The following is a 26,702-nucleotide window of genomic DNA, read 5'->3' on the forward strand; positions in this document are numbered from 1 at the left end:
GCCCGCACCGCATCTACCTCGTGTCAGCGTGGTCAGTGCGCGTAGGCCGACGGGTCGAAGCGGCCGAGCTCCTCGCGGAAGGCGAAGGCGAAGTCGGGCCAGAGCAGGGTGAGGCGGCGGGAGGCGGAGTCGACGTACCAGCTCTCGCAGCCGCCGTTCGTCCAGACGGTATCGGCGCTGAGTGCGTCGAGGCGGGCGAGCGCGGCGGCCTCGGCCTCCGGAGTCACCTCCAGCAGCTCGACGCCGGCGGTCTCGCGGTGCTCCAGTGCGGCGAGGACGTAGTCGATCTGCGACTCGATCATGTGCACCGCAGAGTTGTGGCCGAGGCTCGCGTTCGGGCCGTTGATCACGAAGAGGTTCGGGAAGCCGTGCACGGCGGTCGACTCGTACGCCGACATCCCGTCGCCCCAGCGGTCGGCCAGCAGCTCGCCGCCGCGGCCGCGGATCCGGCGGGCGAACGGCGGGCGGGTCGCGTGGAAGCCGGTCGCGAAGACCAGCGCGTCGACCTCGTGGCCGACACCGTCGTCGCCGATCGCCGCCGAGCCCTCGATCCGGCGCAGGGGTGAGGGAACGACGCGCACGTGCGGCTGCGCGAGCGCGGGGTAGTAGTCGTCCGAGAGCAGCACCCGCTTGCAGCCGATCTCGTAGTCCGGCGTGAGGACCGCGCGCAGCTCCGGGTCGGCGACCTGCGCGGCGAGGTGGCCGAGCGCCTCCGTCCGCAGCCGGTCGATGACGTCGGGAACGCCGACGCGGCCGGCGAAGCCGAGCTCCGCGCGCCAGAACAGCTCGGAGCGCAGCCGCTTGACGGCGCCCGGCACACGGGCGAGCGTGCGGCGCTCCTCCGGCGGGTAGGCGCGGTTCCGACGCGGCACGACGTACGGCGCCGAGCGCTGGAACAGCACGACCTCGGCCGCGCGCTCCGCGAGGTGCGGCACGATCTGCACGGCGGAGGCGCCGGAGCCGACGATCCCGACGCGCGCCCCGTCCAGGTCGACGTCGTCGCGCCAGCGGGCGGAGTGGAAGACCGGCCCGGTGAAGCCCTCCAGTCCGGGCACGTCGGGCAGGCGCGGCTCCGACAGCCGCCCGGCGCAGACCACGAGCACGGCCGCGTCGAAGTCGCCCTGCGAGGTGCGCACCCGCCAGCGCTCGGCGTCCTCGTCGAAGGTCATCTCGAGCACGTCGGTGCCGAGGTGCAGCTGCGGCGCGAGCCGCTCGCGCTCGACGACCCGCTCGAGATAGGCCTGGATCTCGGCACCGGGCGCGTACAACGCCGACCAGTCCGTCTCGGGCGCGAACGAGTACGAGTACAGGTGCGAGGGGATGTCGCAGGAGACGTTCGGATAGCGGTTGTCGCGCCAGGTGCCGCCGACGCGCTCGGCCCGCTCGAGCAGCGCGAAGGAGACGCCGCCGCGGCGGGCGAGGCGCGCCGCGGCTCCGATCCCCGCGAAGCCCGCGCCGACCACGACGACGTCGACCGAGGTCGCCATCAGACGATCGTCCGGGGGAGCGTCGAACCGGCCGGGTCGCGGTGCGGGTCGGCGACGAAGCGCTCGATGAGCGCGAGCAGCTCGGCCGGCCGCTCGGCCAGCACGCAGTGGCCCGCGTCGATCAGGGCGTAGCGGGCGTCGTCGATCGCCCCGAGCAGTGCCTCCGCCCCCTCGACGCCGACGACGGCGTCGGCGGTGCAGCCGACGACCAGCGCGGGGACGCGCAGGCGGGCCGCGGACTCGGTCGCGTCGGCGCGGGCGGCCGCGGCGAGGAGCGCGGCGGTCGCGGCGTCGGCGGCCAGGGGAGTCGCGCGCCCGGGTCCGAGGTCGGCGAGCGTGCGGACGCCGATCACGCGCGCCAGGTCCGCGCGGGCGTCGGGGAGGTCGGCCAGCGACTCCCACAGCCGGGCGACCGCGACGAGGCGCTCGGTGGGTCGCAGCCAGCCGGCGGCCAGCACCAGGGCACCCACGCGCGGGTCCGTCTCGGCGGCGGTGATCGCGGCCCAGGCGCCGAGGGAGACGCCGACGACCACCGCCCGCTCGGCACCGAGCCGGTCGAGCGCGACGGTGACGGCGCGAGGCGCGTCGCGCAGCGGATCCCGCAGGTCGGCGAGCTCGAGCGCCGCCACCCGGTGCCGGCGCGCGAGCATCGGCAGCAGCAGCGCCCCGTCGGCCCGGGCACCGCGCCCCGGCCCGGTCACGAGCAGGACGACGTCCGTCACCGGCTCACCACCGGAGTAGAGGCGGACCGTGTCGTCGCCGACGTCCAGCGACGACTCCAGGATCAGCGCGGCCTGCCGCTCGAGGTACGCCGACGACCGCGTCACGAGACGCGGCCGGCCTCGCGCACCGGGAGGCGCAGCCGGCGGGTCGCGGTGCTGCCGGGCGCCGGCACCGTCATCGCGCGCTCGGGGGCGACGTGTCCGTAGTCGGTGGTGCGCTGGCGCCAGGGCCGGCCGATCTCGCCGGTGAGGCGCGCCACGGTCGCGATGTCGAGGGAGCGGTGCGCCTCGGCGCCCGCCTCCGGGCTCATCGCGCCGTCGAGCAGCAGGCCGCCGAGGTCGTCCGCGCCGCCGCGCAGCAGCTCCTGCGACAGCTGCAGCCCGAGCTTCGTCCAGGCCGTCTGCACGTGGTCGATCCGCCCGTGCAGCAGCAGTCGCGCCACGGCGTGCACCGCGCGCGTCTCGCGCCGGGTCGGCCCGCCACGGGTCTGCGCGACGACCGCCGCCGGCGCCTCGGCCGGCACGAACGGCATCGCGATGAACTCGGTGAAGCCGCCCGTCTCGTCCTGGATCGCGGCCAGCGCGCGGAGGTGGTCGATCTGCTGCTGCGGCGTCTCGACGTGCCCGTAGACCATGGTCGCGGTCGAGCGCAGCCCCCCGCGGTGCGCGGTCGTCACCGACTCCCGCCACTCGGCGACGCTCGGGTCCGCGCCCTCGCTCAGAATCGCGCGCACCCGGTCGTCGAGGATCCGCGCGGCGGTCCCCGGCACGGAGTCGACGCCCGCCTCGCGCAGCACGGCCAGCATCTCGGCGGGGGTGCGCCCGGTGCTCGTCGCGGCGTCGAGGATCTCGCCCGGCCGGAACGCGTGCAGGTGCAGGGAGGGGTGCCGTGCGTGCAGGGTCCGCACGATCAGCAGGTGGTCCTCGCCCGGCGTCGCGAGCGGTCCCTGGAGGCACAGCTCGGTGGCGCCGAGCGCGACGGCCTCGTCGGCGAGCTGCTCCAGGGTCTCGACGGTGAGCCCGCCGGCGCCCCAGAGCGCGGTGTCGATGTTGCGGTTGGCGACCACGGTGACGGTGTCGCCCACGGCGGCGCGGCGGACGTCGTCGGCGAGGGCGGCCAGCGCGTCGAGGTCGTCGCCGTCGGCGGCGAGCAGGGCCAGATAGTCGGCGTCGTCGAGACCGGCCGGGTCGGCGCTCGCGCGCTCGAGCACGGCGGCGAGGGTCGGCGCGGCCGGACGCGGTGCGGGCGGCGGCTCCTCCTCGTACGCGCGGGGGACGATCGGCGCGGCCTCGTCGGCCAGCCACGACTCCCGGTCGGCGAGCGCGAGCACATAGGGCGCGACCCGCGGGTCGATCCAGGTCTCCGCGTCGCTCAGGTACCGCGGGTGCGCGGTGAGGCGCTCGTGCAGCCGGTAGCCGGAGTCGGCGGTCAGCCGCGCGAGGTCGTCGATGTTCGGCCACGGACGCTCCGGATTCACGTGGTCCGCGGTCAGCGGGCTGACCCCGCCCCAGTCGTCGATCCCGGCGCGGAGGAGGAGCCCGAGCTCCTGCTCGTCGGTGAGGTTCGGCGGCACCTGGATCGTCATGTCCGCGCCGAGGACGAGGCGCGCGACGGCGACGTTCGCGACGTACTCCTGCAGCTCGAGGTCGACCTCGTTCTGCATCGCGGTCCGCGGCTTGGCGCGGAAGTTCTGCACGATGCACTCCTGCACGTGGCCCCAGAGCGCATGCGAGTCGCGGATCGCGAACAGCGCGTCGGCCCGCTCCGCCGTGTTCTCGCCGATGCCCAGCAGCACGCCCGTGGTGAACGGGATCCGGCTGCGCCCGGCGTCGTCGAGCACGCGCAGCCGCAGAGCGGGGTCCTTGTCGGGCGAGCCGTAGTGCACGCCGCCCTTCTCGGACCACAGCCGCTCGGCGGTCGTCTCGAGCATCATCCCCATCGAGGGCGCGACCGGGCGCAGGCGCTGCAGCTCGGCCCAGGACATCACTCCGGGGTTGAGGTGCGTCACCATGCCGGTCTCGGTCATCACCAGCACCGCCATCGCGCGCACGTACTCGAGCGTCGAGGCGTAGCCGTGCTCGGCGAGCCACGCGCGGGCGACGGGCCAGCGGTCCTCCGGGCGGTCGCCGAGGGTGAACAGCGCCTCCTTGCAGCCGAGCGCGGCGCCGGCGCGGGCGACCTCGAGGATCTCCTCCGGCTCCATGAAGGTCGACTCGCGCTTGAGGGCGAGGCCGCCCGGCGTCTCGACGAACACGCAGTAGTGGCAGCGGTCGCGGCAGAGCTTGGTCAGCGGCACGAAGACCTTGCGGGAGTAGGTGATCACTCCCGGCCGGCCGCGGCGGGCGAGCCCCTCGTCGCGCAGCCGCCCGGCGGCCAGCAGCACCGCGTCGAGGTCGTCCCCGCGCGCCTCGAGGAGCACCTCGGCGCTCGCGCGCGTGATCGGCTCGCCCTCGGCGAGGCGGGCGAGGAGGGTGGGCACGGTCATGCGGAGGCGGCTCTTCCGGAGGGGTCGGTCGGCGGGCGCCGACGGGTCGGGGCACGGGAGGGTCGGACGGCCGGCGGCACGGCGCCGCCCGGTCGCGACGGAATCAGAGGGCGCGCAGACGCGGCGCGAGGTCGCGCTCGAACGCGTCGAAGAAGCGCTGCTGGTCGTCGCCCGGCGCGTGGAACACGAGGTGGTTGAAGCCCGCGTCGACGTAGGGCTTGATCTGGGCGACCGTCTCGTCCGGGTCCGAGCCGACGATCCAGCGCTTGGCGACCTGCTCGATCGGCAGCTCGTCGGCGGCGCGCTCCATGTCGACCGGGTCGGTCAGCGAGTGCTTCTGCTCGGGAGTCAGCGAGAGCGGCGCCCAGAAGCGCGTGTTCTCGAGCGCGAGAGCCGGGTCGGGGTCGTAGGAGAGCTTGATCTCGATCATCCGGTCGAGCGCGGCGGAGTCGCGCCCGCCCGCCGCGATGCCCTCCTCGACCGCGGGGAGCAGCTTCTCGGTGTAGAGCTCCATGCCCTTGCCCGAGGTGCAGATGAAGCCGTCGCCCGCGCGGCCGGCGTACTTCGCGACGACGGGCCCGCCCGCGGCGATGTAGACGGGGACGCCGTTCTCGGGCTTGTCGTAGATGGACGCCTCATGGGTGGAGTAGTACTCGCCGTCGAAGGAGACGCGGTCGCCGGCCCAGAGGGCGCGCATGAGGCGCACGGCCTCGCGCAGCCGGGCGAAGCGCTCCTTGAAGTCGGGCCAGCTCTGCTCGCCGGCGCCCTGGTAGCCGGTCGCGACCTCGTTCAGCGCCTCGCCGGTGCCCACGCCGAGCATGATGCGGTCCGGGTAGAGCACGCCGAGCGTGCCGAACGCCTGCGCGATGACGGCGGGGTTGTAGCGGTAGTGCGGCGTCATCACCGAGGTGCCGAGCCGGATGGTCGAGGTGCGCTCGCCGGCCGCGGCGAGCCAGGCGAGCGAGAACGGCGCGTGGCCGCCGGTGTGGCGCCAGGGCTGGAAGTGGTCGGAGACCACCGCGCTCTCGAAGCCGTGCCGCTCGGCGCCGACGGCCAGCTCCACGAGCTCGCGCGCCCCGAACTGCTCCGCCGATGCCTTGTACCCGAGCGTGATCGTCATAGTGCCGCCTTCGTCAGAGGGAGGGGACCGCTCCGGACACCGGGCGGTCCCTCCATTCTGCGCCCGCGCGGGCGGCGATCGGGACGCTCAGGCGGACGCGCCCGAGATGTTGACCATCCAGTGCACGCCGAAGCGGTCGGTCAGCATCCCGAAGCGGTCGCCCCAGGGCGACGTGGTCAGCGGCTCCTGGACCGAGCCGCCGGCGGCGAGCCCGTCCCAGTAGCCGCCGAGCTCGGCGTCGTCGTCGCCGAAGAGCGCGACCGTGATGCGCGCGCCCTCCTCGAACGTCATCGAGCCCGGGGTGTCGGACGCCATCAGAATCAGCCCGCTCGGCGTGGTGAGCTGCGAGTGCATGAGCAGGTCCTGCTCGGCCGGATCCTCGCTCGCGTGGAAGTCCGCGAAGGTGCTCGACACCAGCTCCCCGCCGAAGACCGAGTGGTAGAACTCCATCGCCTCGCGAGCGTTGTCGCGGAAGCCGATGTAGGGGCTGAGACTCGTGGACATGGGGTGCCTTCCGCTCGAGGAGGGCCCCAGTATCGACCCGTCGGCGATCCCGCTGCAACGGCCGCCTTCCTGCTGATCGCCCGGTCCGCGCAGCGGGTGTCCCCCTGCTGATCGAGTAGCCCGCGGAGCGGGCGACCACATGCTGATCGAGTAGCCCGCGGAGCGGGCGACCACATGCTGATCGAGTAGCCCGCGCAGCGGGCGTATCGAGATCCACCAGCGTCAGAGGCCGAGTCTGCAGACTCGCCCTGCTGATGCCGCGGGTCTCGACACGCCCCTGCGGGACTACTCGACCAGCATGTCTGCGCGCGTCTCTTCCCAGTAGATCCCCGTGTCCGGCAGGCGGGGACGGCGCGGCTTCTACAGCTCCGCGCGGGTCGGCGGGTTCGCGCCGGAGCGGGAGGTGGTGATGCCGGCGACGCGGGCGGCCCAGTGGCCGATCGCGCGCAGCGAGGGCTCGTCAAGGAGCAGGCCGTTCGGGGCGCCGAGGCCCTGGCGGAAGGCCTCGTCGAGGATCGCGCCCATGGCGGAGTCGCCCGCGCCGATGGTGTCGGCGACGACGATGCGGGCGGCGGGGACGGTGGCCCGGGCGACGGAGGAGGCGAGGAGCAGGCCCTCGCCGCCGCGGGTCACGACGGCGAGCTGCGCGCCCAGCTCGAGCAGGCGGGTCAGCACCTCGTCGAGCTGCATCGTCGGGTAGAGCCACTCCGCGTCCTCGTCGCTGAGCTTGACGATCTCGCAGGCCGCGGCGACCCGCTCGAAGCGGGCCAGCGCGTCGTTGTGCTCACCGACGAGCGCGGGGCGGATGTTCGCGTCCACGCTCGCGGTGACGCCGGCCGGCAGCGCCTCGAGCAGTTCGACGATCGCGGAGCCGCCCGGCTCGAGGTAGACGGCGATCGAGCCGGTGTGCACGTGGGTCGCGCTCGAGGGATCGGCGGCCGGCGGGTTCCAGGAGAGGTCGAAGTCGTACTCGGCCGAGCCGTCCGCCTGCAGGCGGGCCCGGGCGGTCGAGGTGCGCTCGGCGTCGCCGTGCAGCACGGTCACGCCGGAGGCGCCCAGGTGCTCGGCGATGCGCCGGCCGCGCTCGTCGTCGGCGATGTCGGTGACGAGGGTCGCCTCGCGGCCGAGGCGAGCGAGGGTGAGCGCGACGTTCGCGGGCGAGCCGCCCACGTGCTCGGTGCTCTCGCCGTCGCGCTCGACGATGTCGATCAGGGCTTCGCCGATGACCAGGATGCGGGGCGCCGCGCTGTCGCGGACGTCGGTGGAGGGCATCCCGCCATCATGCCGGTCCGCGCGGCGCCGCCGCGAGACCTCCCGCGCCTCGTCACATTCCGGCGGGGAGTCCGGCCAGCACCTCGTCCACCGTGGTCAGGGTGATCAGCGGCCCGAACAGCGCCATCGCGTCGAGCGCGCGGGTGTGGTCGGCCACGGAGGCGCCCGCGCAGGCATCCGTCACCACGCGCACGGCGACGCCCGCGTCGGCCGCGGCGAGCGCCGTCGCCAGCACGCAGCAGTCGGTCGAGACCCCGGTCAGCACCATCGAGCGGGAGTCGTCGAGCAGCGCCTCGAGCTCGGGGCCCCACTTGCCGAACGTCGGCGCGGTGATCGTGCGGTGCCCCTCGAAGCCGGGGACCAGCGCGTAGAGCGGATCCTCGTCCGGGACGAGCGCGAACGGCCAGTCCCGGTAGTAGGGGATCCAGGCGCCGCGGGGCTCGGCCGGGGCGACGAAGCGGGTGGTGACCACCCGCTCGCCGAAGTGCGGGAGCAGCCGGGTCGTCCCCTCCGCCGCACGGTCGAACTCCTTCGACGCCCACGGCGAGCCCTCGTCGGCGAAGACGTGCTGCAGGTCGATCGCGACGAGCAGGCTCACGCGTCGGCCTCCTGGCGTCGCACCGCGGACCGCGAGAGGACCAGCGTGCCGGCGAAGCCGATCACGAGGGCGACCAGCACGCCGAGGTTCGCCCCGGCCCACTCGCCGTCGCGCCCGCCGATCGGGCCGAGCAGGTAGCCCTCCCACTCGAAGCCGGGGGAGTAGTTGACGACGAGGCCCCAGCCGATCACGGCGCCGATCACCACGAGCAGCACCGGTGCGAGCGAGACGCTGCCGTAGCGGCCCCGCGAGGTGTAGAGCGCCTCCTGGTCGTAGTCGCGGCGGCGGAGGAGCAGGTCGGCCAGGAACACGCCGAGCCAGCCCGCGATCGGCACGCCGAGGGTGATGAGGAAGCCCTGGAAAGGGCCGAGGAAGTCGCCCGCGACGAAGACGACGTAGATCGCGCCGAGCACCATCAGCACGCCGTCGATGCCGGCTGCCACCGGCCGGGACACCTTGAGGCCGGTGCTGAGCAGCGCGAGGCCCGAGGAGTAGATGTCCATCACCGCACCGCCGATCAGCCCCAGCAGGGCCACGACGATGAAGGGGAGCAGGAACCAGGTCGGCAGGATGCTCGCGAGCGCGCCGATCGGGTCGGCCGCGATCGCGTCGGACAGCTCCGTCGAGGAGGCGGCGAGCAGCAGCCCGACCACCACGAGCACGACGGGCGCGACGGCGCCGCCGATCGTGGTCCAGCCGATGACCCCGGCGGTGCCGGCGGTGCGCGGGAGGTAGCGCGAGTAGTCGGCCGCCGCGTTCACCCAGCCCAGCCCGAAGCCGGTCATCATGAAGACGAGTCCGCCGATCACGGCTCCGGCCGAGCCCGCGGGCAGGCTGCCGACGGCGGCGAGGTCGATGCGGTCGAGCACGAGCACGACGTAGACGACGGTCAGCACGGCGGTCGCGATCGTGATCGCGAGCTGGAGCCGCATGATCAGCCGGAAGCCGGCGATCCCCGCGATGACGATCAGCGCCGCGACGACGATCAGCGCGACGACCTTGGTCAGCACGCCGCCGTCCCAGCCGAACTCCTCGAAGACGGTCGCCGTCGCCAGCACGGCGAGGGAGGCGAGCACCGTCTCCCAGCCCACCGTGAGCAGCCAGGAGATCACCGCGATCAGGCGGTTGCCGTCGACGCCGAAGGAGGCGCGGCTGAGCACCATCGTCGGGGCCGAGCCGCGCTTGCCGGCGACCGCGACGAAGCCGCAGAAGAGGAAGGAGACGACGATCCCGATCACGGCGACCGCGGTCGCCTGCCAGAAGGACAGGCCGAAGCCGAGCAGGAACGAGCCGTAGCTCAGCCCCAGCACCGAGACGTTGGCCGCGAACCACGGCCAGAACAGGTCGCGCGGGCGGCCGTGCCGCTCCGACTCCTGGATGGTGTCGAGACCGTTGAGCTCGATGCCGCCGGCGGGGCGGGTGGTCGGTTCGGGAGAGGTCATGACATCCCTCGTTGTCGCGCGGAAGGCCCGGGCGAACGCCGGATCCTGTCGAATGTAGTGCAGGATCGGCGCCCGATCGCGGCGGGCCGGAAGACCGGTGGACGACTCCGCGAGGTCCGCTCCTGGGGAGGAGACCCGCGGCCGCGCCCGCTCAGTCCTCCGCGCGCTCCATCAGCCCCCGCAGCGTCTCGAGGTCCGCCGCGACCCGGTCGCAGTCCTCGTCCCACTGCTCGAGCGTCATGCCGTCGTACCGGCGGACGGTGAAGGCGATCTCGGCGCCGTCGCCGTTGGCGAGGATCCGGAGCGGGTTGTCGAAGACCCGGCCGCCCTCGGTGATCACCCGGTGATCCGCCACGCCGTAGGGGTTCCGCGGCGCGAAGACGATCTCGACCCGGCCCATCGGCGAATCGGCGAACCAGTGGCCGTCCACCTCCTCGACGGAGGCCCGCGCCAGCCCCGCCGCCCAGAGCGACAGGTTCGAGGGATCGACCACGAAGGAGTACACCTCGTCCGCCGGCGCGTCGATCACGACGCCGACCGGGCGCGACTCGTACAGGACCATCTCAGTCTCCCTCCGCGGCGAAGCTCGCCACGAGCAGCGCCGCGAGCGCGGTCCGCTCGAGCATCCCCTCGATGCTCACCGATTCTCCCCGGGCGTGCGCGCCCTCGCCAGGGGCGCCGAGCCCGTCGAGCACGGGGATCCCGAGCGCGGCGATCAGATTGCCGTCGCTGGCGCCGCCCACCGCCGTCTCGGTCAGCGGCAGGTCCATCGTCTTCGCCACCCGCTCGGCCCGGCGGTAGAGCGCGCCGACGGCGGCCGTCCGCTCGAAGACGGGCCGCTGCCACGACCCGCGGACCTCGATCCGGATCCGCGGGTCCGACGCCTCGAGCGCGTTCATCTCGGCCTCCACCCGCGCCGCCTCGGCCGCGCCGCGGATCCGCACCTCGAGCTCGAGCCGCACCTTCGCGGTCGTCACGTTCACCCGGTTGCCGCCCTTCACCACGCCGATGTTGACGGTCGTCCCCGCCTCCGGCCGGGCGATCCCGAGCACGCGAGGGATCAGCGCGCCGAGCTCGTGGATCGCGCTGGCCCCCTTCTCGGGCTCGACGCCCGCGTGCGCCTCGACTCCGACGACGTCCACCACGAAGTTGCCGATGCCTTTGCGCGCCGTCTTCACCGCGGTGCCGATCGCCCCCTCGAAGACGAGCGCCGCCTCCGCCCCGCGGCTCTGGTGCTCGAGGAAGCTCCGCGAGGTGAGGCTGCCGACCTCCTCGTCGCCGTTCATCACCAGGCGGACGGCCGGGTGCGCCAGGCGGGCGTGCCGCAGCGCGAGCACGAGCCAGACCATCTGCACGAGGCCGACCTTCATGTCGTAGCTGCCCGGGCCGCTGAGGCGGTCGCCGTCGATCGCGAACGGCCAGCCGCGGGTCGTGCCGAGCGGCCAGACGGTGTCGTAGTGCCCCACCAGCGCCACGAACGGGCGGGACCCGCGCGGTCCGCGCCCCGGGGCGCTGCCCGGGAAGGTCCAGCTCGACGCGCTCGGGCAGTCCTGCTCGCGGAGGTGCTCGAGCTCGCCCGCGTGTCCGAGCCGCTCGCCGACCCAGTGCACGAGGAACGCGTGCAACTCGTCGAGCGCCTCGAGGGAGTCGCTCGGGCTCTCCATCATCACGAGGTGGCGGACGTCGTCGAGGATGCGCGCGCGCTGGTCGCGGAGGAAGGTGCGGACGCGGGCGGCGTCGGCGGCATCGGGGAAGGTCACCGCTCCGGAGTACCAGAGTGCGGCGCCCGGCGCGAACCGGCGGCGGGAGTGAACCGGACGCCGCCCCTCTACGTTGAAGGAGGAGAGGTGGAGATGTCCGAGGATCAGGCCGAGATGCTGCGTGCCCTGCACGACGAGCACTCGGCGGCGCTGTGGCGGTTCGTCCTCCGGCTCACGGGCGACCGCCAGCTGGCGGAGGACGTGGTGCAGGAGGCGCTGCTGCGCGCCTGGAAGCACCCGGAGATCCTGGCCCAGGGCGAGGCCGCGGCCCGCTCCTGGCTCTACACCGTCGCCCGCAACATCGTCATCGACGACCGCCGCAGCGCGCGGCACAACCGCGAGTTCGGCACCGACGAGGTGCCGGAGCGCGCGCACGGCGACCGGACCGACCAGGTGCTCGACGCCTGGCTGCTCTCGGAGGCGCTGGGCACCCTCAGCCACGACCACCGCGCGGTGATCGTGCACGCCTACTACGGCGGGCGCACGGTCGGCGAGATCGCCGAGCTGCTGGGCATCGCGCCCGGAACGGTGAAGTCGCGGATGCACTACGGGATGCGGGCGCTGAAGCTCGCCCTCCAGGAGAAAGGCGTGACCGAACCGTGAGCACCGAGCAGCAGAGCGACGACGCCTCCCGCGACGACGCCTTCCGCGACTGGGACGCGGCGTACCTCCTCGGCGCACTCTCGCCCGCCGACCGCCGCGCCTACGAGCAGCACCTGCGGGGCTGCGCCGGCTGCCGCGAGGCGCTGGGCGAGTTCGTCGCGATCCCCGGCCTGCTCGCGCATCTGCCGCAGGAGGACGCGCTCGCGCTGCTCGAGACGGAGCAGCGCGTCGAGGAGTCCGCCCCGCCCGCCCTGCTCGCGCACCTCGCCCGGGCGACCGACGCGCTCCGCCGCCGCACCCGCTTCCGCATCGCCGGCCTCGTGCTCGCCGCCGCCGGGGTCTCCGCGGCCGCCGCGATCGCCCTCCCGCTCGTGATCGGCACCCCGCCCACGGTGGTCGAGAACACGGTGGCTCTCGCCGCGGCGCCCGGCGTCCCGGTCGAGGCGTCGGTCCGCTTCGTCCCGGAGGCGTGGGGCACCCGGATCGACATGGACTGCAGCTGGGAGGAGAGCGGCGCGGCGACCGGGGGCGCGGCGTCCGTCGGCTACGTCATGTACGTGACCGACACGGCCGGCTCCACGGAGCCGATCGGCTCGTGGACGAGCACGCCCGGCTCGACGGTGGAGCCGAGCCTCTCGACCGGTCTGCCGCTGGCCGAGATCGCCTCGGTCGAGGTGCGCCTGCAGGGCTCCGAGCAGGTCGTCCTCACCGGCAGCCCCTGACGCGGACCTCACCCCGGCACGGGCAGCCCCTGACGCGGGGTCCGGCGCCGACCCCGATCTCCCAGGTGCGGAGCCCCGGGACTGAGTAGCTTCTCAGTCATGACGATCGCGACCCTCGCCCTCGCCCCTGCCTCCGTGACGGCGGCCTCCTCCACCGACAGCATCGACGAGCTCTCCGGTCTCGTCGGCGTCGCCGCCCGCGTGATCGCGGCGCTGGGCGAGGCCGGTGTCGGTCTGCTGACACTGATCGAGACGGTCTTCCCGCCGATCCCGAGCGAGCTGGTGCTGCCGCTGGCGGGCTTCCTGGCCCAGCAGGGGCGGATGAACCTGGTGCTCGTCGTGATCACCGCGACCTTCGGCGCCTACCTCGGCGGCCTGATCCTCTACTGGCTCGGCTACCGCATCGGCACCGAGCGCTCGATCCGCCTGCTGTCCAAGCTGCCCCTGGTCGACCGCGAGGACTTCGAGAAGGCCGTCGGCTGGTTCCGCCGCCACGGCACCTGGGCCGTCCTCTTCGGCCGGCTCATCCCCGGAGTCCGGAGTCTGATCTCGCTGCCCGCGGGTGCCGAGCGGATGAACCTGCTGCTGTTCTCGGGGCTGACGATCCTCGGCTCCGGCGTCTGGAACGGCCTGCTGATCGGCCTCGGCGCGGCGCTCGGCACCCAGTACGAGCTGGTCGACCAGTACGCGGGCGTGCTCGACGCGATCATCTACGGCGCGATCGGCGTGGTCGTGCTGCTGCTGGTGGTCCGCAGCATCCGCCGGCACCGCGCCGCCCGCCGCACCGGGGCCGGCCGCCGGCACTGACCCGGGCCGCCGGCACCGCAGGGTAGCGGGCGCACGGGCTGAGCGCGACCGCCCCCGTGTCCCGCTCGCCGCGGGGCGGAAGTGCCCTAGCGTTCGAGAGGTCAGCCCCCGACGAGAGGACCCTCATGCCCGAGAACACGGCCGAGAACGCCGCCGCCGCGACTCCCTCTCCCGCCCTCTCCCGCACCGCCGTCGAGCGCAGCTGGATCATCGGCGTCTCGCTGATCGCCATCGCCCTCGGCGTGATCGCGGTGCTGATCCCCGGCCCTACCCTGCTCACCGTCGCGATCGTCTTCGGCATCCACCTGATCGCTGCCGGCGTCTTCCGGCTCCTGCTGGCCTTCACCGCCACGCGCCTGCAGAACCGGGTTCGCTGGCTCGCGGGCCTGCTCGGCGCCCTGATCCTGGTCGCCGGCATCCTCTGCCTGTCGAACCCGTTCGAGTCGCTGAGCATCCTCGGCCTCGTGATCGGCCTGGGCTGGATCCTCGACGGCGTCTCGAGCATCACCAGCGGCCGCACCGTCGCCGGCCCGGTGTGGCTGCCGATCGCCGCGGGCATCGCCTCGGTGATCGCGGGCCTGCTCACCGTCATCATGCCGGTGCTGGCGCTGTCCGCCTTCGTCACCGTCGCGGCGATCCTGCTGATCGTCGTCGGCGTCTCGGGCCTGCTGCTGCTGCCGGGCCGCACGAGGACCGCGCCGGAGACCGCCGAGGCGCGCTAGACGCTCCAGAGCCCGAGCGCCTGCACCGGGATCGCGTAGGCGAACCAGGAGAGCGGCGCGAGGATCCAGTTCGCGAGGATCCGCCGCCGGCCGTCCGCGTGCGCGAGCACCACGGCGACCTCGGAGCGGGCGATCCGTGGGGAGTACAGCAGGGGCGCGTTCGCGACGATCGACAGCAGCGCCCCGATGATCACCGGCCCGCCGGCGAGGACGAAGAGCCCCGGCTCGGTCTGCAGCGCGAACGCCGTGGCGACGACCAGCCAGATCGCGAGCAGGGTGGCGGCGGTGGCCCGGGTCGCCCGCTGGGAGAGGCTGCGGCCGGAGGCGATCACCGGGTCGAGCGGCTCCGACCGGTCCGCCCGCACGGCCCGCACGGCCCGGAGGCGGAGCGCGACGGCGACGATCAGCGCGAGCACGGCGTAGGGCAGTCCCGCCCGCGTCAGCGCCATCGGCAGCCACGGAGTGCTCAGGGCGAGGACGCTCCCGAAGAGGCCGCCGAGCACCAGCATCCCGAGCGGGACGACGACCACCAGGCTGAGGGGGAAGCGCGGGGGGCCGTCGTGCGTCGTACGGGCGTCCGCGTGCTCCGGCTCTCCGAACGGTCGCTCACCGGTCGCCTGCGCGGCGTGCTCGTGATCCCCGTCGTCCCCGATCCCCGTGCTCCCGGCCCCCATGCCGTCGACCCTAGTCCGGCCGCCTTTCCGCGGCGGGTCCGTGGCGGGTCCGTGGCAGCATGGCGCCGTGACCGCCGCCGACCCCGCCTCCGAGCCCGACCTCGTCCCCGAGCTCCTCGTCGAGGACCTCGAGCGCAGCCTCGCGTTCTGGTGCGGCCCCTGCGGCTTCGCGGTCCGCTACGCGCGACCGGAGGAGGGCTTCGCGTACCTCGTCCGCGGCACCGCCCACGTCATGCTCGACCGGATCGGCAGCACCCGCGACTGGATCACCGCGCCGCTGGAGCGCCCGCTCGGCCGCGGCGCGAACCTCCAGATCCGCGTCGACGACGCGGACGCGGTCGCGACGGCCCTCGAGGCCGCCGGAGTGCCGCTGTTCGCCCCGTCCGAGACCCGCTGGTACCGCGCGGGGGAGGAGGAGGCGGGCGTCCGCCAGGTCCTCGTCACCGACCCCGACGGCTACCTCCTGCGCTTCCAGTCCTCGCTCGGGCGGCGCCGCGCGACGTGAGCCGAACGGCGCGCGCCATCATGCCAGCGGAGGACGCCGGAGACGGCCGCCGACTGGTTCCATCGGTTCCATGTCCACTCCGTCCACCGGCACCCTCGCGCTGCCGACCACCGACCCGGCCGCCGCCGCGCCTCCCGCTCCCGCCGCCCTCTCCGACGACGACGAGGTCCTCCGTCCGGCCGATCTCGTCACCGCGCTGACCGGCGTCGCCCTCGGCTTCTTCGCCCTCTTCGTCCACGGCCTCACGCAGTGGTCGTACGTCGGGCCCACCGTCGAGCGGGCGGGCGTGCTCGGCTGGCTCGCCCCCGCGCTGGTCGGGCTGATCTGCGTCCTCACGGCCGTGACGTCGGTGGCGGTCCGCGCCGCCCGCCGGGCGAGCCGCCGCGGGACGTCCGCGCCGACCGGAGCCGCCTCGTGACCGCCGCGCCCGCCGTCCCGTCCACCGCGACCCCCGCCGTCGCCCTCGCGCAGGAGCTGCTCCTGCGCACCGGCTGCGCCCGCCCGGGACTGCCCTGGGTCCGTGAGAGCGCAGCGGGATCCGCGGTCGACCTGGCGGTCCTCGAGCGCGGCGCGCACCTGCTCGACCTCTCCGAGGAGGCGGTCGCCCGGATCGCGCTGTCGCTCGCCACCGGCCGCCCGGTCGACCTGCGCGCGGCGTTCGGGCACCTCACCCGCGACCACGCCGAGGCCGTCATGATCGCCGTGGCCGTCGCCGGCGGGCACGACCGCGTCGAGAGCCGCGTCGTCGTCGTGGACGGCGAGCGCCGGGTCGAGAGCGTGCCCCCGCTCGGCGTCTGGCCCGATCGCGGAGCGCGACCCGGCGAGGAGGGGCTCGCCCGCGCCGCGGCCTGACCGACCCGCACGACCCCCAGACGCGGGTGACGCCTCGGTCGTCCGGCCGATCCGAGTCGCTACGGCCTTTCGCAGATCCCCGGCTTAGGGTGTCCGTGTGCAACGTGTCGACGATTTCCCAGGAGCCGGACCGGTGGCGACCTCCCCCGAGTCCGGTGACCCGCGCGAGGCGTCCGCCCTCCAGCTCCCCTCCAACGCCACCACGCCCGTCCAGGTGACGAGCGGCGAGGCCGGCTACCAGGGCGGCAATGCGGCCGACCCGGTCTGGCAGTCCTGGCGGGAGGAGCTCGCCAAGGTCGGCGGCCCCTCGCCGCTCCTGCACTTCGTCGACTCCCCGCGCACTCGCATCGAGCTGTCCACCACGCACCCGGGCGGGCTGCCGCCGTTCATCTCGGGCAAGACGACCCTGCTCTCCTCCCTCATCCGCGACGAGCTGGCGCTGCGCACCGCGAAGAACGCCGCCGCCGCCATCACCGACAAGGGGATCGAGCTGCGCTCGGTCCGCGGCATCGAGGGCGTGCACCTCGCGATCGGCCTCGCCCAGTGGCGCGCCGGCGAGACGGAGTTCACCGCCCCCGTCCTGCTGCGCCCGCTCGCGATCCGCCGCTACGGCCGCGACTTCGAGCTCAAGCTCAAGGGCCAGCCCTACTTCAACCCGCAGCTCGCCCGCGCGCTCAAGCAGCAGTTCGGCATCACGATCGACCCCGAGCAGTTCGTCGAGCTCGCGGTGCAGAGCGGCGTCTTCAAGCCGCAGCCGGTCATCGACCAGCTCCGCGGACTCACCTCGCACCTGCCCTGGTTCGCCGTGCACCCGCGCCTGGTGGTGTCGAGCTTCGCCGACGTCGCCGGCGACATGCTCCGCGACGCCCGGATGCTCGAGCACCCCGTCCTGGACGCGGTCGCCGGCAACCCGGCCGCCAAGCGCGCGCTGCAGCAGTCGCAGAAGGTGGCGTCGATCATCCCGCAGGACGAGCGTCCGCCGGCGACCGACAACCTCCTCCTGGACGCCGACGCCGAGCAGGAGCAGGTCATCGCGAACATCGCGGCCGGCAACTCGCTCGTCGTGAAGACCCTCCCCGGCACCGGCGGCACGCAGACGATCGTCAACGCGATCGGCGCGCTCGCCGCGCAGCACAAGCGCGTCCTCGTCGTCGGCGCCCGCCGCTCGAGCCTCGACAGCATCCACCAGCGACTGCTCTCCGCCGGCCTCGGCGGCATCGCCGTCAGCCCGCGCACGCTCCGCCGCGACCTGATCCAGTCGATCGGCCGCAACGAGAAGGCCGCGCGCCCCTCCGTCAGCGAGATCGACGACGCTCTGCTGCGCCTGCGCAAGGTGCTGCTCGACTACCGCGGCGCGCTCTCGCGCCGCGACCCCAGCTTCGGCGTCTCCGCGCTGCAGGCCCTCGAGGAGCTGGCGCGCCTCTCGCAGCTGCGCACGCCCCCGTCGACCGCCGCCCGCCTCGACCGCCGCGCCGTCACCGCCCTCGCGCACAGCCGGCCCGAGGCGACCCGGATGCTGATCGAGTCGGCCCGGCTCGGCGAGTTCCGCTACGGACCGGGCGACTCGCCCTGGTACGGCGCGCAGTTCGACTCGACCGCCGACGCGGAGGCCGCGCACGAGCTGGCCAAGCGCCTGCACTTGCGCGACCTGCCGCGCCTGCTAGACCGCGCCCAGGACGTCATCGCGCAGACGCGCATGCGCCCGTTCGAGTCGGTCGCCGAGCTCGGCATCTACCTGCGCCTGCTGCAGGACGTCCGCGAGACGCTCGACAAGTTCCAGCCGGCCGTCTTCGACCGCTCGATCCAGGACCTCATCGTCGCCACCTCGCCGCGCCGCGAGGCCGCCGAGATGTCCTCGACCAACCGCCGCCGCCTGAAGAAGCTCGCCCGCGAGTACATGCGGCCCGGCGCGCACGTCACCGACCTCAACGCGTCGCTCCGGCGCGTGCAGCAGCAGCGCACGCTCTGGCAGCGCTACGCCGTCGCGGGCACCGTCCCCGAGGTGCCGGTCGGCGTCGCCGACGTGCAGGTCGCGTTCCAGCAGGTGTCCGACCAGCTCGGCCGGCTCGACGAGCCGCTCGGCCGTCGCGGCAGCAGCACGCCGCTCGCCTCCCTGCCGCTCGCCGAGCTCGTCTCGATGGTCTCCGGGCTCGCCGAGGACAGCGAGGTGCTCGCCAACCTGCAGGAGCGCACGACGCTGCTCTCGACGCTGCGCGAGTGGGGCCTGGACCCGCTGCTGACCGACCTCTCGCGCCGCCACGTGCCGGCCGAGTTGGTCGCGATCGAGCTCGACCTCGCCTGGTGGCGCTCGGCGCTCGAGATCATGCTGACCGACGAGCGCGCCCTGCTCGGCGGCAACACCAGCGTGCTCGACCGCCTCGAGGCCGACTTCAAGCTCGTGGACGAGGCGCACGCCGCCTCCAGCGCCGAGCTGCTGGCCTGGAAGCTCTCGGAGACCTGGAAGATCGGGCTCGTCGACTGGCAGCTCGAGCGCGACGCCCTGCGCGCGCTGCTGCGCTCCGAGGCGTCGACCACGCCGCAGGAGCTGCAGAAGGCCGCGCCGCACCTGTCGCGGGTGCTCGCTCCGGCCTGGCTCGCCTCGCCCTACGAGGTGCACCGCATCGGCACCGAGACCACCTTCGACGCGGTCTTCCTCGTCGACGCCGGCGCCACGACCCTCGCCGAGAACGTCGGAGCGATCCGCCGCGCCAAGCAGGTCGTCGCGTTCGGCGACCCGGTGACGCAGACGCCGACGCCGTTCTCGCTCCGGGTCGACGAGACCGTCGAGTTCGGCAGCGCCGCCTCGCGCACCGACGTCGAGGCCCTGCACGCGCAGTCGGCGCTGGCCCGCCTCGGCGAGCTGCTGAACACCGTCACGCTCACCCGCAGCTACCGCGCGGGCGGCGAGGACCTCGCCGAGCTGGTGAACCGACGCTTCTACGGCGGCCGGATCGACTCGCTGCCGTGGGCCGGCTCGTTCCTCGGGCACGACTCGCTCCGCTTCCACTACATCGCCAGCGGACACGGCATGCCGGAGAACGACTCCGGAGCGGTCGAGTCCGTCGACGCCGAGGTCGCGAAGGTGGTCGAGCTGGTGCTCGAGCACGCGGTCATCCGCCCGCGCGAGTCGCTGATGGTGATCACCGCGAGCCCGCGGCACGCCGTCCGGGTCCAGCAGGCCGTGCTCACCGCGTTCGCGAAGCGCGCCGACCTCAACGACTTCATCCTCGGCGACCGGCCCGAGCCGTTCGCGGTGGTGACGCTCGAGCAGTCGGTGGCGCAGAGCCGCGACCGGGTGATCTTCTCGATCGGCTACGGCCGGACCCCGCACGGCCGCCTGCTCTCCAACTTCGGTGCGCTGGCCGAGCCGGGCGGAGAGCGCCTGCTCGCCGTCGGCATGACCCGGGCCCGCCGGTCGATGGACATCGTCTCCTGCTTCCGCCCCGGCGACATCGACGAGTCGCGGATGCGCTACGGCATGGTCGCGCTCGCGCAGGTGCTCCAGGAGGCGGAGGACCGCGTCCAGCCGAGCGACCGTGACGACTACTCCGAGCCGATGCTGGTCGACCTGGCCGCGCGCCTCGAGCGCCGCGGACTGCGCGTGAACATCGGGCACAAGGGCAAGCTCGCACTGGTCGCGGCGCACGGCACCCGCGCCGTCGTCGTCGAGACCGACCGCGACGTCAGCACGCAGAGCCTCCGGGTCTCGCTGCGGCTGCGCCCGGAGCTGCTGCGCCGCCTCGGCTGGCACTACCTCCGCGTGCACAACTTCGAGCTGTTCGCCGATCCCGAGGCCGTGGCCGCGCGGGTCGCCGGGCTGATCGGCGCCCCGCAGGACGAGACGTCGACCGGTCCGATCGAGGTGCCGGTGGGCGCCGGCGCGCCGATCGTCGAGGACACCGCCCCGGCGTCGAACGAGACGCAGCCGATCACGCCCCTGCCCGCCGACTGAGCGTGCCCGAGGACTCCCGGGCCGCCGCGCCCGCCGGCGCCGACCGACCGCTCCGGCGCTCGCGCGGCGGCCGGCGGGCGACCCTGCCCGCGAAGCCGGGCACCGACCCGTCGCCGCACGACGCCGTCGTCCCCGACCCCGAGGCGCCCGCCCTGCGCCCCGATACGGGCCCGAACGACGCCCGCCTCCGCCAGGACGTCCCCCCGCACTACTGACCCCCTCCGCGAGATGCCACTTGTGCACGCGACACGCCGTGAAAAGCGTGCACAAGTGGCATCTCGCGGGCCGCGTACGACGACGGCCCACCCTGCCGGAGCACGATGGGCCGTCGTCGTCGCGGGAGCGGGTCAGCCGCAGGTGCGGGCCGCGTAGGGGGTCTTGACCGTCGAGGTGACGGGCTTGCCGCCGACCGTGGCGGTCGCCGTCACCGTCGCCTCGCCGGCCGCGAGCTGGGCGGCCCGGACGGTGAAGGCGGCGGAGGCGTTCGAGCCCGCCTTGACGCCGGCGAAGGACTTCGTGCCCGCCGTCGAGGTGACCGTGACGTCCATCGGGACGGTGTCGCCGTTGGTCGCGACGACCGTCAGCACCACCTTGCCGGCGACGCAGCGGGTGCTCGCCGCGGCCGTCAGCTTCAGTGAGGACTGGACGGTGACCGTTGCGGTCACCGGCATCCGCGAGTCGTCCTGCGCCACTCCCCGCACCGTGAAGGTGCCGGCGGCGGCGTAGGAGGCGGGAGCGACGGCGTCCCAGGTGACGGCGACGGTGCGCTTCGCGCCGTCCGCCGTCGTGAGTTCCGCGCTCGGCAGCACCGGGGCGACGCCGGCGGCGGTCGAGACCGCGATCGGAGCGACCGAGGTGACGGCGATCGCCGGGGCGTACGCCTCGAGCATGCGCTGGTACTCGGCGCGGGTCACCGGGATGACCGTGCCGTGGCGAGGCTTGCCGCCGTCGGAGTTCTGCGGCAGGTTCTCCCGCAGCTTCGCTCCGAGCGGCTGCCAGGCGTCGGCGGCCAGGTCGTCGGTGCCGAACGGGATGTAGTGGTTCGGTCCCGCGTGGTAGTCCGGCTGGTCGATGAAGAGGAACCAGTCGAGGCCGTTCACGTCGCCCTCGTTCGCGGGGAAGACGTTCGGGCCCTCACCGCTGGTGAAGGTGCCGTTCGGCTCGCCGTTGGGCAGGCCGGAGGCGACGCGCTCCTTGACCAGGGTCCACTCGTCCGCGGGTCCGGAGGTGCCGGGCAGCGAGCCGCTGATCGTGGCGAGCAGGTCGGTGCTCTTCTCCTCGCGCAGCGTCATCGACGCCTCGTCCTTCGTGAAGCGGTAGTAGGTGTCGCCGTCCTTCGCGATGGTCGAGTCGATCGTGCCGCGGCCGGTGCCGCGCTGGACGTCGATCCACGGCTTCGCCTCCGAGAAGGTGACGAAGTCGTCGGTGGTCGCGTACATCATCTGGTTGTAGGTGACGGCGGTGCGGTCGGCCGCGTTCGTCGTCGGGTACATGTTCGAGGCCCAGAAGACGACGTAGGTGTCGAGCTCGTCGTCCCAGTACGCCTCGGGCGCCCAGGTGTTGCCGGCGAAGTCGGTCGAGACCTTCACGTGGCGCTGCGCCGACCAGTTCACCAGGTCGGTCGACTCCCAGACCTCGATGTACTTCGAGCCCGACTTCTGCGCGGTGTCGAAGCCGCCGGCCAGGCCGTCGATCTTCAGGTCCGTCGCGAGCATGAAGAACTTGTCGCCCTCGTGCGAGCGGAGGATGAACGGGTCGCGCAGGCCCTTGGTGCCCTGGTCGGAGGTGAAGACGGGCTGTCCGCCGTTCAGGGTGTTCCAGTCGAGGGCGTCGTTCCCCTTCGAGGCGGCGAGGCTGACGCGCTCGGCGCCGGCGCCCTCACCGGTGAAGAAGGCCCAGACGTAGGCCTCGGTGTCGACCGTGCCCGTGGGCAGCGGCTGGAGGCGGAGGGTGAAGTCGCGGGTGCGCGTCACCGATCCGCTGGTCGCGGTCGCGCGGACCGTCACGTCGACGGCCGGGCTGCCCGCGGTGGGGCGCTCGACGACGATGGTGCGGCTGTCGGCGGTGCTGCCGTCGCGGATCGTCGCGGCGTTCGAGCCGATGACGCTCCAGGCGATGCTCGAGCCGAGGGCGCCGCGCGCCGGGACCGAGATGTTGGTGCGGACGTCGCCGGCCTGGGCGACGGTCACGGCGTCGAGGTCGCGCTGGACCTTGTCGGCGTCGGCGAGCTGCGCGGTGACGAGCACCGGGTAGTCGACGGTGCGCGTGTCGCTGCCGGAGGTGAATGTGGCGGTGAGCGTCACGGCGGCGTCGGGGGAGCCGGCGGCCGGTCGCGTGACGACGGCGCTGCCTCCGGAGACCGCGATGGCGGCGCTGCTCGAGCGCCAGGTCACGGCGACGCCGGCGCTGCTGGTGGGCAGCGCGAAGTCGGCGGTCGCGGTCGTCGGGATGCTGACGGAGGCGACGGCGCGGTCGATCGCCTGCGACGAGTACAGCGCGGTGACCGCGTCGGCGGTGAGCGCGCTGTCGTAGACCGCGAAGTCGTCGACGAGGCCGTTCCAGCCGGCGTCGTTGTAGGTCGAGCGGCCGAGATAGCCGACCAGCGAGGTTCCGAAGGACGAGACGTTGCGCGCGATCGCGTTCTGGCCGATCCGGGTGCCGTTGACGTAGACCGAGAGGGTGCCGTTCGTGCCGTCGATGACGGTCGTGTAGAGCGAGTAGCCGGCGGGAGTGCGCAGGCCGGTGCTGGCGGCGTTCGTCGAGCCGGGGCCGACCTCGGTGCCCCACGGGGCGCCGGCGTTGGTCGCGTTCGTGACGACCGACTTGACGAAGCCGGCCGGGTTCGTCGGGTTGAGCAGGTAGTAGCCGGAGGAGTAGGACGCGCCGGCCGCGACCGGGGCGCCGAGGAACGCGGCCGCGGTGTTCGCGGGCCCGGTCCGGTTCGACAGCCAGGTGGAGACCGTGAGGTCCTTCTTGCCGACGAGGCCCGCCGTCGGGATGTCGACGTAGGGGGCCGCGGCGGCGGAGCCGCCCGGCAGGCTGAGCGCGCCCGCGGCGACGGTGGCGCCGCTGCCGCGCAGGGTGCCGTTGTAGCCGTTGCCGCTGGTGTCGGCGACGGTCGTGCCGGTCGGCGCGGTGTCGAAGCTGTAGTGGAGCAGCGGCTGGGCCGTCGCTCCGGAGGCGGAGACCGGGAGGGCGGCTCCGAGCAGCGCGGTGGCTGCGATCGTCGTGGTCGCCAGAGCGGTCCGCAACGTCGATCGTGATCGTCTCATGCAGGATTCCTCGTCGTCGAGAGGGCGACGAGGCCGCGGGTCCTCGAGGGTGAGGGTGCCGGTGCTCCGTCGCACGGGTGGTGAGGAACCACACACTAAAGGCTCGCGAGGGCGACACGCGAGCACTTTGTTACCGTTAACAAGAATTGACACGGCGGACGCCGCGGGAGTGCGCTCCGGGGACATCGCCGGACGCGACGAGAGGGGCGGCGACCTCGCGATCGCCGCCCCCCTCCTCCGTCACGGAGCGTCAGTCGACGTGCTTGCCGGAGTTCGCGGTGGTCGCGGTGCCGCCGTTGGCGAGCAGGTCGCGGATGTCGGCGAGGAGCTCGAGCTCGGTCGGCGCCTTGTCCTCGGCGGCCGGGGCGTCGTCCATCTTCTTCTTGAACGCGGTGTTCTTGAGGTGGTTGATCGGCAGGACGAACGCGAAGTAGAGCACGAACGCGACGATCACGAACTGGATCAGGGCCGAGAGGACGCTGCCCCAGGCGATGACCGACGCCTCCTGGCCGTTGCCCTCGGGGCGGATCGTCCAGACGAGCGTCTCGAGGGAGGAGGCGTCGAAGATGACGCCGATGATCGGGTTGAAGATGCCCGTCACGATCGCGTTGACGATGGTGGTGAACGCGGCGCCGATGACCACGGCGACCGCCAGGTCGATGACGTTGCCGCGGAGGATGAACTCTTTGAAACCGTTGATCATGATCTGTTCCGTTTCTGCCGGCGGGCGGAGTGGGGTGCGCGGAGGCGGGCTCGCTCCCGGGGGAACGGCGGCCCTAGGAGGAAGAGGAGGAGGACCCCGACCCGGAGGACGAGGGCTTGGAGGAGGAGGAGCCCGAGGAGCCGGAGCCCGATCCCGAGGACGAGGAGCCGGAGGAGCCCGACCCCGAGGAGCCCGACGACGAGCCGGAGCCGCCCGAGGACGACCCGCCGGAACCCGAGCCGGTCGACGCGGGAGCGGACGACCCTCCGCCCGACTCGCCCTTCGACTCCTTCGAGCCGGAACCGGACCCCGGCCCCGAGGCGCGCGAGTCGGTCCGGTAGAAGCCCGAGCCGTTGAAGGTCACGCCGACCGCGCTGAAGACCTTGCGCAGCGCGCCCTGGCAGCTCGGGCACTCCGTGAGGGTGTCGTCGGTGAACTTCTGCTGGATGTCGAAGGCGTTGCCGCACTGGGTGCAGCGGTAGGAGTAGGTGGGCACTGGTGCTCCTGAGGCGGGTGGCGGCGGGGGAGTGGGGGAAGAGGGGAGCGGGTCAGCGCGGGATGTCGACGATGCCCGAGGGAGTGACGACGCCGTCGACCGCCTGGTCGTGCACCTCGCTGGGCACGTGCTCGACGAACTCGCTGTCGAAGACCACCGCGTAGACGGGCGGGCACTTCTCCATCGAGCCGAGCGTCTTGTCGAAGTAGCCGCGGCCCCAGCCCATCCGCATGCCCGAGCGGTCGACGGTGGCGGCGGGGACGATGATCAGGTCGACGTCGTTGATCGCGATCGGGCCGAGCAGCTGACCGACCGGCTCCGGCATCCCGAACAGGCCCTGGGTCTCGGTGTGGCCGTCGCCGACCGCCCAGTCGAGCAGGCCGTCCTGGCGGGAGATGGGGAAGAGGACCCGGATCCCGCGGCTCTCGGCCCAGCCGAGGAAGGGACGGGTGCTCGGTTCGTCCGGCGCCGAGAGGTAGCAGGCGATCGACCGTGCGCCGACCCGGGTCGCCAGCTCCTCGAGGTGCTCGGTGAGGTGCAGGGTGGCCTGCTCGCGGGCGGTCGCGGTCTGCGTGCGTCGGCGCTCACGGAGCTCGGCGCGCAGCGCCCGCTTCTCGTGGGTGATGTCGGCTGGCATGGGGCCCAGTCTAGATCGGGGGTGTCGGGCCGTCCTCGCGGCCGGAGCCGCGGTCGTGGAGGAGGCCGGAGTCGCGGTCGTGAGGAGTCCGGGGTCGCGGTCGCGAGGAGTCCGGGGTCGCGATCGTGAGGAGTCCTGCGGCGGCTCCGTCCGCGAGCGGGGTACACCGTTGGCAAGCCCCTCTCGGGGCCGAAACGTGCCCGACCACGGCCGCCGCTAGTATGGCGCCCCATGGGCACTCGAATCCGCAAAGCCGTCATCCCCGCCGCCGGTCTCGGCACCCGCTTCCTGCCGGCGACCAAGGCCATCCCCAAGGAGATGCTGCCCGTCGTCGACAAGCCGGCGATCCAGTACGTGGTCGAGGAGGCCGCGGACGCCGGACTCCAGGACGTCCTCGTCATCATCGGGCGCAACAAGAACGCGCTCGCCAATCACTTCGACTCGGTCCCCGAGCTCGAGCAGAACCTCGCCAAGAAGCTGGACGACGCCAAGCTGGCGCACGTGCAGTACGCGAGCGACCTCGCCGACGTGCACTTCGTCCGCCAGGGCGAGCCGAAGGGCCTCGGCCACGCCGTCTCGCGCGCTCAGCGCCACGTCGGCGACGAGCCGTTCGCCGTCCTCCTCGGCGACGACCTGATCGACGCGCGCGACCCGCTCCTCACCCGCATGATCGACGTGGCGGAGCAGCGCGACACCACGGTCGTCGCGCTCCTCGAGGTCGACCCGGACCAGATCCACCTCTACGGCTGCGCCGCGGTCGAGACGACCGACGAGGACGACGTGGTGCGCATCACCGGCCTCGTCGAGAAGCCCTCCAAGGAGGACGCGCCCTCGAACCTCGCGATCATCGGCCGCTACGTCCTCAAGCCCGACGTCTTCGGCGTGCTCGAGCACACCGCGCCCGGCAAGGGCGGCGAGATCCAGCTGACCGACGCCCTCGAGCGCATGGCGCAGGACCCGGCGGAGTTCGGCGGCGTCTACGGCGTCGTCTTCCGCGGCCGCCGCTACGACACCGGCGACAAGCTCGACTACATCAAGGCCATCGTGCAGCTCGCCTCCGACCGGGAGGACCTCGGCGTCGACCTCAAGCCCTGGCTGAAGGACTTCGTCGCGGGGCTCTGAGCGAGGAGCCCGCGGGGCGGGCGCCCGTCCATGAGCGGGGCCCGCTGCGCGGGCGCTGCACTTCGCGCGGCCCGCTTCGCGGCCCCTCCATGCTGATCGAGTAGCCAGCGCAGCGGGCGTCCGTTCCATGCTGATCGGGTAGCCCGCACAGCGGGCGTATCGAGATCCACCTTCGCCTGCAGTCGAGTCTGCAGACCCGGCGCACTGGCGGACGTGGGTCTCGATACGCGCCTTCGGCGCTACT

General features: G+C 73.4%; 25 protein-coding genes. 10 read left to right on the top strand and 15 right to left on the bottom strand.

What is annotated here, in order from left to right:
* Nucleotides 1–32: 32 nt before the first annotated feature.
* The 10 genes from MT355_RS05100 to MT355_RS05145 all read right to left on the bottom strand — a co-directional run bounded on the left by MT355_RS05100 (nucleotide 33) and on the right by MT355_RS05145 (nucleotide 11,391).
* Nucleotides 33–1,487, bottom strand: coding sequence for an NAD(P)/FAD-dependent oxidoreductase (locus MT355_RS05100; RefSeq protein WP_243598774.1), 1,455 nt, complete (start codon nucleotides 1,485–1,487; stop codon nucleotides 33–35).
* Entirely contained in the window at nucleotides 1,487–2,314 is an 828-nt protein-coding gene (locus MT355_RS05105; protein WP_243598775.1) for an alpha/beta fold hydrolase, read from the bottom strand. The genes MT355_RS05100 and MT355_RS05105 overlap by 1 nt, the downstream gene beginning before the upstream one ends.
* A complete protein-coding gene (gene cofG / locus MT355_RS05110) occupies nucleotides 2,311–4,695 on the bottom strand; it encodes a 7,8-didemethyl-8-hydroxy-5-deazariboflavin synthase CofG (RefSeq protein ID WP_243598776.1) in 2,385 nt (794 codons plus the stop codon). The genes MT355_RS05105 and cofG overlap by 4 nt, the downstream gene beginning before the upstream one ends.
* 103 nt (nucleotides 4,696–4,798) lie before the next feature.
* Entirely contained in the window at nucleotides 4,799–5,815 is a 1,017-nt protein-coding gene (gene fgd / locus MT355_RS05115; protein WP_123445218.1) for a glucose-6-phosphate dehydrogenase (coenzyme-F420), read from the bottom strand.
* Nucleotides 5,816–5,902: 87 nt separating this feature from the next.
* Nucleotides 5,903–6,319 carry a VOC family protein gene (locus MT355_RS05120; protein ID WP_243598777.1) on the bottom strand — a complete coding sequence of 139 codons (417 nt, stop codon included), beginning with the start codon at nucleotides 6,317–6,319 and terminating at the stop codon, nucleotides 5,903–5,905.
* Nucleotides 6,320–6,679: 360 nt separating this feature from the next.
* Complete coding sequence (locus tag MT355_RS05125; protein ID WP_243598778.1) at nucleotides 6,680–7,591, bottom strand: carbohydrate kinase; 912 nt, start codon at nucleotides 7,589–7,591, stop codon at nucleotides 6,680–6,682.
* Between the two features lie 52 nt (nucleotides 7,592–7,643).
* A complete protein-coding gene (locus MT355_RS05130; RefSeq protein WP_243598779.1) occupies nucleotides 7,644–8,189 on the bottom strand; it encodes a cysteine hydrolase family protein in 546 nt (181 codons plus the stop codon).
* The gene (locus MT355_RS05135; RefSeq protein WP_173250483.1) at nucleotides 8,186–9,631 is read right to left on the bottom strand and encodes a cytosine permease; all 1,446 of its coding nucleotides are present in this window, start codon (nucleotides 9,629–9,631) and stop codon (nucleotides 8,186–8,188) included. Before MT355_RS05135 ends, MT355_RS05130 begins: the two co-directional genes overlap by 4 nt.
* Before the next feature lie 151 nt (nucleotides 9,632–9,782).
* On the bottom strand, nucleotides 9,783–10,193 hold the full coding sequence (locus MT355_RS05140; RefSeq protein WP_243598780.1) for an SRPBCC family protein: 411 nt from the start codon (nucleotides 10,191–10,193) through the stop codon (nucleotides 9,783–9,785).
* Nucleotide 10,194: 1 nt separating this feature from the next.
* A complete protein-coding gene (locus MT355_RS05145; RefSeq protein ID WP_243598781.1) occupies nucleotides 10,195–11,391 on the bottom strand; it encodes a M20/M25/M40 family metallo-hydrolase in 1,197 nt (398 codons plus the stop codon).
* Nucleotides 11,392–11,484: 93 nt separating this feature from the next.
* Here MT355_RS05145 and MT355_RS05150 point away from each other — a divergent pair, with 93 nt between their 5' ends.
* The 4 genes from MT355_RS05150 to MT355_RS05165 all read left to right on the top strand — a co-directional run bounded on the left by MT355_RS05150 (nucleotide 11,485) and on the right by MT355_RS05165 (nucleotide 14,245).
* The gene (locus tag MT355_RS05150) at nucleotides 11,485–11,994 is read left to right on the top strand and encodes a sigma-70 family RNA polymerase sigma factor (protein ID WP_132435921.1); all 510 of its coding nucleotides are present in this window, start codon (nucleotides 11,485–11,487) and stop codon (nucleotides 11,992–11,994) included.
* Complete coding sequence (locus tag MT355_RS05155) at nucleotides 11,991–12,716, top strand: anti-sigma factor (RefSeq protein WP_243598782.1); 726 nt, start codon at nucleotides 11,991–11,993, stop codon at nucleotides 12,714–12,716. Before MT355_RS05150 ends, MT355_RS05155 begins: the two co-directional genes overlap by 4 nt.
* Nucleotides 12,717–12,815: 99 nt before the next feature.
* Entirely contained in the window at nucleotides 12,816–13,523 is a 708-nt protein-coding gene (locus tag MT355_RS05160) for a DedA family protein (RefSeq protein WP_243598783.1), read from the top strand.
* Nucleotides 13,524–13,648: 125 nt separating this feature from the next.
* Complete coding sequence (locus MT355_RS05165; RefSeq protein WP_123735153.1) at nucleotides 13,649–14,245, top strand: HdeD family acid-resistance protein; 597 nt, start codon at nucleotides 13,649–13,651, stop codon at nucleotides 14,243–14,245.
* Here MT355_RS05165 and MT355_RS05170 read toward each other — a convergent pair.
* Nucleotides 14,242–14,919 (bottom strand): hypothetical protein, encoded by a 678-nt coding sequence (locus tag MT355_RS05170; RefSeq protein ID WP_243598784.1) that lies wholly within the window; start codon nucleotides 14,917–14,919, stop codon nucleotides 14,242–14,244. The two genes, MT355_RS05165 and MT355_RS05170, sit on opposite strands and share 4 nt — an antisense overlap.
* A gap of 67 nt (nucleotides 14,920–14,986) precedes the next feature.
* Here MT355_RS05170 and MT355_RS05175 point away from each other — a divergent pair, with 67 nt between their 5' ends.
* From MT355_RS05175 to MT355_RS05195, 5 genes are all read left to right on the top strand, one after another.
* Nucleotides 14,987–15,424, top strand: a complete 438-nt coding sequence (locus MT355_RS05175) for a VOC family protein (protein WP_243598785.1) — start codon at nucleotides 14,987–14,989, stop codon at nucleotides 15,422–15,424.
* Nucleotides 15,425–15,494: 70 nt separating this feature from the next.
* Nucleotides 15,495–15,842: a hypothetical protein gene (locus tag MT355_RS05180; protein ID WP_243598786.1), complete on the top strand. Its 348-nt coding sequence runs from the start codon at nucleotides 15,495–15,497 to the stop codon at nucleotides 15,840–15,842.
* Nucleotides 15,839–16,276, top strand: a complete 438-nt coding sequence (locus MT355_RS05185; protein ID WP_164874404.1) for a hypothetical protein — start codon at nucleotides 15,839–15,841, stop codon at nucleotides 16,274–16,276. Before MT355_RS05180 ends, MT355_RS05185 begins: the two co-directional genes overlap by 4 nt.
* A 133-nt stretch (nucleotides 16,277–16,409) precedes the next feature.
* Nucleotides 16,410–20,228 (top strand): DEAD/DEAH box helicase, encoded by a 3,819-nt coding sequence (locus MT355_RS05190; RefSeq protein WP_374204639.1) that lies wholly within the window; start codon nucleotides 16,410–16,412, stop codon nucleotides 20,226–20,228.
* A 2-nt stretch (nucleotides 20,229–20,230) separates the two neighbouring features.
* On the top strand, nucleotides 20,231–20,443 hold the full coding sequence (locus MT355_RS05195) for a hypothetical protein (protein ID WP_123733856.1): 213 nt from the start codon (nucleotides 20,231–20,233) through the stop codon (nucleotides 20,441–20,443).
* Nucleotides 20,444–20,575: 132 nt separating this feature from the next.
* Here the strand turns inward: MT355_RS05195 and MT355_RS05200 are convergent, their stop codons facing one another.
* From MT355_RS05200 to MT355_RS05215, 4 genes are all read right to left on the bottom strand, one after another.
* Entirely contained in the window at nucleotides 20,576–23,500 is a 2,925-nt protein-coding gene (locus MT355_RS05200) for an immunoglobulin-like domain-containing protein (protein WP_243598787.1), read from the bottom strand.
* Between the two features lie 250 nt (nucleotides 23,501–23,750).
* Complete coding sequence (gene mscL, locus MT355_RS05205) at nucleotides 23,751–24,203, bottom strand: large conductance mechanosensitive channel protein MscL (protein WP_243598788.1); 453 nt, start codon at nucleotides 24,201–24,203, stop codon at nucleotides 23,751–23,753.
* Between the two features lie 73 nt (nucleotides 24,204–24,276).
* On the bottom strand, nucleotides 24,277–24,699 hold the full coding sequence (locus MT355_RS05210) for an FmdB family zinc ribbon protein (RefSeq protein WP_243598789.1): 423 nt from the start codon (nucleotides 24,697–24,699) through the stop codon (nucleotides 24,277–24,279).
* Nucleotides 24,700–24,751: 52 nt separating this feature from the next.
* On the bottom strand, nucleotides 24,752–25,336 hold the full coding sequence (locus MT355_RS05215; RefSeq protein ID WP_123445234.1) for a 5-formyltetrahydrofolate cyclo-ligase: 585 nt from the start codon (nucleotides 25,334–25,336) through the stop codon (nucleotides 24,752–24,754).
* Between the two features lie 231 nt (nucleotides 25,337–25,567).
* Here MT355_RS05215 and galU point away from each other — a divergent pair, with 231 nt between their 5' ends.
* Nucleotides 25,568–26,458, top strand: a complete 891-nt coding sequence (gene galU, locus MT355_RS05220) for a UTP--glucose-1-phosphate uridylyltransferase GalU (protein ID WP_123445235.1) — start codon at nucleotides 25,568–25,570, stop codon at nucleotides 26,456–26,458.
* Nucleotides 26,459–26,702: the final 244 nt, after the last annotated feature.

The organism is Rathayibacter sp. VKM Ac-2929, from assembly GCF_022815495.1.
GTDB classification, from domain to species: domain Bacteria; phylum Actinomycetota; class Actinomycetes; order Actinomycetales; family Microbacteriaceae; genus Rathayibacter; species Rathayibacter festucae.